Below are 6,810 nucleotides of genomic sequence, written 5' to 3' on the forward strand. Positions count from 1 at the left end.
AAACTCCTAGTTAGACGAAACAATGTTGACTTTTGAACCATCGTTAAGCAATGTCTGACCTTTAACAACAACTTCTTCATCGGCTTCGAGGCCTTTTGTGATTTCAACCTTGTTGTCAACCGAAATGCCTTTTGTAACCTGGCGAAGTGCGACAGTTGCAGCATTTTTTCCAGATTTAGGACTTGAAATTACGAAAACATAATCTTTGCCATCTCGTGTGATAAGTGCCGAAGCTGGAAGAACAATTGCGTTCTTAATGCTTTCCGTAACAAGACGGACTCTTCCGTACATACCGACTTTTACGCGGCTGTCAGGCGGATTCAAGCGAAGCTTTACGCTCATCGTGCGAGTTGAAGTGTCCAAAACAGGGCTGACCTCAAAAACTTTTGCACCAAAAACAACGCTCGGATAAGCATCAAATGTGACAGTTGCTTTCTGCCCGTTTGAGATTCGGCTTATGAAGCGTTCAGCAATCGCAATCCTGATTTCAAGCTCATCAGTTCGTGAAACTTTAGCCACGGAAGATGCCTGTGAAACAGTTGAACCAACGGTCACAGGAAGTGATGTAATTCGACCGGTAATCGGAGCTTTTACAGGGCTGTCATTGTAAACGACACCAACACGGAGCGGGTTTACATAGGCGATGACCTGATCCTTTTTAACCATATCCCCGACTTTTACAAGCACATTGGTAATCTTTCCGGCCTGATCCGGCATGACCATTACTTCGCTTACAGAAGCAACATCACCGCCAAATTCAAGATAATCATCAAGATTTCCGGCAACCGTTTTGTATGTAGAGACCGCATAAAGAGTCTCAACTTCTTTTTCTTCTTCTTTGGCAGCCTTCTTCGGACCGCAGCTCATAAAACTAAGAACCGCTGCCATTGAAGCAAGTGTAATTACAGATTTTGCAGTTTTTTTCATATATTCCTCCATTCCCTATTTCGTCAAGTTCACATTCAGTGTATTTTCCAAGTCCATCAGCGCAGAGATGTATTGGAATTTCTGATTGATATGTCCAAGTTTCGCCTGATTGAGCGAAGTTTCGGCATCACGCAAATCAAGAAGCTCAGTCGTACCGTTGCGGTAAGAACGGGCCGTCATATCGTAAGCCCTCTGTGCAAGAGTTACATTTCGGCTCATCACATCAATCTGTTCTTTTGCCTGATGAAGCGTGTCCACCGCCTTTCGAACCTGCACTTTCTGATTCTCTTTGAGCGTCGCAATTGTAAGCTCAAGCTGTGCAAGCTGCTGTTTGTAATCCTTTACTTTCTGACGGTTGCTTGACCACGGAAGCATATTTGTAAGATTCCATGCAAGAGTGAGCGTAAGGTTGCCTGAATCGTACCATTTTTCGTCAGCACCAATGTCGCCCGCAAAACCAAAAGCCTTTGCGTTCCCTGCGGCAAGCCCCATTGAAGAGCCGTTCGTATACATCGGTTTCCATCCATAATTTAATGCTAAAGTCGGAATCCATGTCGCCATGTCGCTTGCGGTAATTCCGAGTTTTGCAGCCAGTTTATTCTTTTCAAGAGACTGAATCTGCAAATCATTGTCAGCATATTTTGCAAGAAGCTCATCGGCCTCAACATCAACATAAACCGGATCAATCGAGCTTGTAAGTTCGATTTTCGTTCCGACAGGCATTCCAATCAAAAAAGCGAACAAATCAAACTGCTGGACAAGAGCCTGTTCCGCACTGTCTACATTCGGCTTTGTGTTTTCATAATTCACTTGAGTCTGCAAATACTGAATTTCCGGAATTGAACCGTTCTTGAAATTCGTCTGTGCCTGAATCATTCGCTGCCTTGCGTTTTCGAGCGTAGTTTTCTGAATTTTCAGGCTTTCCTGCTGTAAAAGAAGGCCATAATATGCTTTCTTAATATTTGTGATTGTCTCGCGCTGACTCTGTTCCCAGCTGATTTTACCGGCCTCGTACTGTGCCTTTGCGATTTTAATCTGCGCGATGTAAGCCGGCGTAAAATTCCAACTTGCAGAAACGCTTCCAACCATATCCCAGCGAGATTCTTCATCAGGGTAGTCAGTCATGCCGTACTGAGCATATTGCGGACTGATTTCAGTAGCCCTCATAGCCGTGCCGCTCGCCTGAATTGTTGGCAGGAACACATTCCATGAATACTTTGATGCCCTTTCCTTGATTTCCAGGTCAATGTCATTGCTTTTAAGGGTTCTGCTGTGCTGAAGGGCGTAATCCACTGCCTCATCAATAGAAAGCTTTGCAGCCTCAGACTTTTGATTTGCCTGTGCAAAAATCAGGTTTGCAGCCGCAAATCCGAGCAGAACCAGCCCCGTAACTTTTTTCATCTATTTTTTTCCTCCACCTATTCCATTAAGAATGAAATCTATTGTTAACATGAATGCTTCCATGTATTTTTCCGGTTTGATTTTTTTGCCTTTTGCCTCGACAAGGAAAGCGATTGGCAGACATCTTATCCAGCCTGTAAGAACTTCCGGGGAATAAGGAATGCCCAAATCAGGCTGCACAATCCTGTCAGGAAGCCTTAGCTCCCAGGGTGAATTTTCGCAGTCAGATGGATGCCTGTTTTCATCATCAAGATCCGAACCGTCCATTAAAAGCCAGCCACAAATCGGAATGATAGACGGTCTGTGCGAAAAATATTCCAGTTCCGAAAGCATAAGGATGTAGACATATTCCGTAAATGATTTTGCCTCGGTGCTGTTCTCAACAATGATTGTCTGTAAAACGGCAAGCTCTTTTTTAATCAGAGTCTTTATCATTTCATTTTTGTTTTCAAAATACTCGTAAAGACTTGATTTTGCCATGTTCAGTTCTGCCGCAATCCGCTCAACAGTCACGCCCGGCATCGTGTGTTTTTCGATTACGCTTGCCAGTGCCGTAAAAATTCGATTTTCTTTTGGGAATGTTTCAGGTGCAATCCGGCAAAGATTTATGATTTCGGCCTTGCGCTCTTCTGAAATAGGCTGTGGATGCAAAAAATCATCTTCTGGTGTAGTTCCAGCAAGCCCGCCAAGCATCAAATCAACGATATGCTGAGAAAAGTTTTCCGGAATTCGGGCAATTCCGCCGCAGCGACAGAATTTCTCAAAAACCTTCACGAAATAAAAGATTGTCATGCCGCTGTAAACATGACGCGAAAGTCCGCAGACATCGTTCCTCAAATCATCAAGATAAGAATCGATTGAATTGTGCCGCCGTACAAAAGGAATGTTTCTTTCCCAAAGTGCCTGAAAAATCCGCGCCTCATAATTTGAGCCGGAAGACATCTGTGCAATGATATAATTGATATAAGCAGGATTCTTGATAAAGTAATCAATCAGGCCGGCAAGCGGAAGCTGAACATCCTTTGCAGAATCAGGATTTAGCCTTGAAAGATATTCCACCATTCCGTCGATTACACGCATTTCCATTTCTGCAAGAACGGCTTCTTTGTTCTTAAAATGGCGGTAAATCGCCGGTTTCGATATTCCAACCCTTTCTGCCAGTTCATTCATTGAGAATTTGGTAAAACGAGGCTCAACAAGGAAGGAAAACGCCGCATCGAGAATGAGTTCTTTTGTAGGTTTAGAATTTTCGTTTCGTATCATAAGAAGTTACCGAACAGACGGTAACAGAAAATATACCGAACATTCGGTAACTAGTCAACGGAATTCGCTAAAATTCTATAGGCAAAAATTCAGCTGCACGCTCTTTAAATTCATCAAGATTTTCACATTTTAAGCTTTCGGCGATTTTGAATTCTTTGCGGGCATTTTCACCGTCACCACTAGCAGCATAGGCAACGGCGAGATTTGCATGGATTACGGCAATTTTCTCTTCAAATTCAGCCGCCTTCTGTAAATTTTCGATTGCATCACTGTATTTGCCCTGTGAAATATACAAAGCGCCCAGACTTGCGAAGGCCTCACCCTTCTTAGGATTCAGATTCACTGCCTTTTTATAGGCCTCTTCCGCCAAATCGTCCTGCGAAAGAAGATGCCGTGTCATTCCCAAAGAAACAAGGCTCCTGTATTCGGGATGCAGCTCACAGCTCTTTTCCTGATAAATCACCGCATTTTCCAAATCATCCTGCTGAAGATAAATATTCGCGATAAAATTATTGATAAGTTCCGGAGAATAATTAGACTGCTCATCCAGTGCTTCCTCGAAAAGTTTGAGGGCATTTTCGTAATCCTTGGACTGATAAGACTTCATCGCCCGACTAATCTTCAAATCGCCAGGTTTTGAGCATGAAAAAAACAACAAAGAAAAAACAAGTGCCGGTAAAGAAAATTTTCGCATGAGGTAAGAATAGCAAAAAAAAACAATTTTTTTCAATATAAATTGATTTTCATTGTATTTCCGCAATTTTGCACTTATAATGATAACATGAATGTTACTACTGCAATTTCCAATGTCAGTTCGATTAATACTAAATTTGAGTCGATTTTCAACCAGCTGGATTCTTTTTTCCCTCAGCTTTTAGGCAGAAATGAACGGACAACTTTAAATCAGCTTCGAAACGCCCTTGCAACAATATCATCAGGTTATTCTACAGAGTCAAATACAAGCGAAGGCACGGCAAGTTTCAGTGCAAAATACACCCCGATTTTCGACAAATTAAACGACAAAATCAAAGATTTAAGTTCCATCGACAAAATGATTGCTGAAGTCAAAGAAGATTCCGAGCAAATGGAACTCATCGCGCTCAATGCCATGGTCATTTCCGTAAAATCTGGCGAAAAGGGTCTTGCATTCAGCCGAATCACCGAAAATTTGCAGCGTCTTTCAAAAGACATGTTCCTCTATTCCGACAAATTGAGTGACGAAGAAGCACGTCTCCTTGAGCAGATTAACGCACTCAAATCAATCTTCTCAGGCATAATCAACACTCAGCGTTCAATTTCATCAAAAGACAGCGAATGTTGCTCAGACATTCAGCACATGATTTCAAACATCACTCCCGCACTCGAGCAGCTTGATTCAGAGATTCAGTCGCTTTTCCCGCAGATTGAACGCTCAATGTCTGTCATGCAGGAAAAATCTCTGATTGCACGCAATTTCCAGGAAGTTTCAGCCGCTCTAGCTGAACTCAACAAGCATAATCCGCCGTATTCAGGTTCAGAAGATGAGCTTGATTACACCTGCTTTACAATTTCGGTCTACGAAAAAGTCTGCGACCTTCTTTCAAAAATCGATTCCGAAGTTTCACGCACCTGCTCAGAATTTGCCGGAAACTGGCAGGAAGTCATCGAAACCCTTGATAAAGCCGATTCTTCACGAATGGATTTTGAGTCACACTTCCTCAACAACCATGCCTTCGGCAACAACAACATCCAAAAACAGATTTCTTCTATTATATTCAAGTATGAATCTATGATTGAAGAATTCAGCAGCTATCATCTTGTTCAAAAAGACTTACAGGGAATCTGCAAGAACATCACAGTCCGTGCAAAAACAATCTATTCTATCTTCGAAAGCCTGCGCCCCGTAATGAGCCGCCTGCACCATGTACGCATTTTGCAGCAAATCGAAGTTTCAAAAAATGATGCGATTAAGTCTGTTCAGGATTCTGTCACCGACATGGACAATCTGATTAATTCAGCAAATGCCTCTCTCGACGGAATGCAGAGCGTCCTCGAAAGCTTCATCCACGACACCAGCACGATGCTTGCAAATTTCACAAAATCAATCGAAATCGACAACGAAAAGATGAATTCCCTCCGCAATGAAAAGGAAGTCACCCTTGGCGATTTGAAAAACGGCAAAAGCACAGTCGATTACGCGTTCCAGAATTTCACGGTCTTCCCGGATGATTTCCAGAAAAAATGCGTTGTAGTTCAGCAGAATCTTCAGGAATTCATGCGCCTCAATATGGAAGTCGGCTCACTCGTAAGCGATTTCGAAAGCGAAAAAAGCGTTTTACTCGGCAAAAAGACTTCCCTCATGAACAGCAAGGGCCTCCAGAATTGGGAAATCACTAATCGCCGTTATCTTGATTCACTGGCAAACCTCCGCTAAAGAATCTTTGACAGCAAAGTACGCTAATAGCAAAAAACAAAACAGTTTTTCTCATTGATTTTTCAGTTTTTGTCCAATATCCTTTAAACAAATCTAATACTTGGGGGATTTTAGGATATGGCAGAATTCAAAATGAAAGATTTTGACCTTACTGGTAAAATTGCTTGGATTACTGGTGCTTCTTATGGCATCGGTTTTGCTATCGCCAAGGCTTATGCAGCCGCAGGCGCAAAAATTGTTTTCAACGACCGCGGACAGGAACAGCTCGACAACGGTCTCAAAAACTACAAAGAAGCAGGAATCACTGACGTTCATGGATATATCTGCGACGTTACTGACGAGGCTCAGGTTCAGGAAACAGTCAAAAAAATTGAGAAGGATGTCGGTGTAGTCGATATTCTCGTAAACAATGCAGGAATCATCAAACGAATCCCGATGATTGAGATGAAAGCTGAGGAATTCCGTCAGGTTATCGATGTTGACTTGAACGCTCCGTTCATCGTTTCAAAGGCAGTCCTTCCAGGCATGATTGCAAAAGGACACGGTAAAATCATCAACATCTGTTCTATGATGTCTGAGCTTGGACGCGAAACAGTTTCTGCTTATGCAGCAGCTAAGGGCGGTCTCAAAATGCTCACACGCAACATCTGTTCTGAATACGGCGGACAGAACATCCAGTGTAACGGTATCGGACCTGGATACATCGCAACTCCACAGACAGCTCCACTCCGCGAGCGACAGGCAGACGGAAGCCGACACCCGTTCGATTCATTCATCTGTGCAAAAACTCCGGCTGGACGCTGGCT

The 6,810-nt window shown here is 43.0% G+C and carries 6 protein-coding genes; 2 read left to right on the forward strand and 4 right to left on the reverse strand.

The genetic code is table 11. The features are described 5' to 3' along the window. Positions 1-6: 6 nt before the first annotated feature. The 4 genes from Q0Q74_RS06120 to Q0Q74_RS06135 form a co-directional block, all read right to left on the reverse strand. Positions 7-927: an efflux RND transporter periplasmic adaptor subunit gene (locus Q0Q74_RS06120; RefSeq protein WP_294429399.1), complete on the reverse strand. Its 921-nt coding sequence runs from the start codon at positions 925-927 to the stop codon at positions 7-9. 15 nt (positions 928-942) lie between these two features. Next, positions 943-2,328, reverse strand: coding sequence for a TolC family protein (locus Q0Q74_RS06125; RefSeq protein WP_294429400.1), 1,386 nt, complete (start codon positions 2,326-2,328; stop codon positions 943-945). Continuing rightward, a complete protein-coding gene (locus tag Q0Q74_RS06130; RefSeq protein WP_294429401.1) occupies positions 2,329-3,591 on the reverse strand; it encodes a TetR/AcrR family transcriptional regulator in 1,263 nt (420 codons plus the stop codon). It abuts the gene before it with no gap. A gap of 67 nt (positions 3,592-3,658) precedes the next feature. Further along, positions 3,659-4,285, reverse strand: coding sequence for a tetratricopeptide repeat protein (locus Q0Q74_RS06135; protein WP_294429402.1), 627 nt, complete (start codon positions 4,283-4,285; stop codon positions 3,659-3,661). 87 nt (positions 4,286-4,372) lie between these two features. Between Q0Q74_RS06135 and Q0Q74_RS06140 the strand changes: the two genes are divergently transcribed. Beyond that, positions 4,373-6,004: a hypothetical protein gene (locus Q0Q74_RS06140; protein ID WP_294429403.1), complete on the forward strand. Its 1,632-nt coding sequence runs from the start codon at positions 4,373-4,375 to the stop codon at positions 6,002-6,004. A 117-nt stretch (positions 6,005-6,121) separates the two neighbouring features. Continuing rightward, positions 6,122-6,810 (forward strand): gluconate 5-dehydrogenase (locus Q0Q74_RS06145; RefSeq protein ID WP_294429404.1); only part of this gene is annotated, 689 nt, incomplete at its 3' end.

Origin of the sequence: uncultured Treponema sp., assembly GCF_946187725.1 — a bacterium.
GTDB lineage: Bacteria > Spirochaetota > Spirochaetia > Treponematales > Treponemataceae > Treponema_D.

Coding starts and splice junctions, on each gene's coding strand:
- Q0Q74_RS06130 (WP_294429401.1), bottom strand. CDS start 3,591: ATGATACGAAACGAAAATTCTAAACCTACAAAAGAACTCATTCTCGAT.
- Q0Q74_RS06125 (WP_294429400.1), bottom strand. CDS start 2,328: ATGAAAAAAGTTACGGGGCTGGTTCTGCTCGGATTTGCGGCTGCAAAC.
- Q0Q74_RS06120 (WP_294429399.1), bottom strand. CDS start 927: ATGAAAAAAACTGCAAAATCTGTAATTACACTTGCTTCAATGGCAGCG.
- Q0Q74_RS06135 (WP_294429402.1), bottom strand. CDS start 4,285: ATGCGAAAATTTTCTTTACCGGCACTTGTTTTTTCTTTGTTGTTTTTT.
- Q0Q74_RS06140 (WP_294429403.1), top strand. CDS start 4,373: ATGAATGTTACTACTGCAATTTCCAATGTCAGTTCGATTAATACTAAA.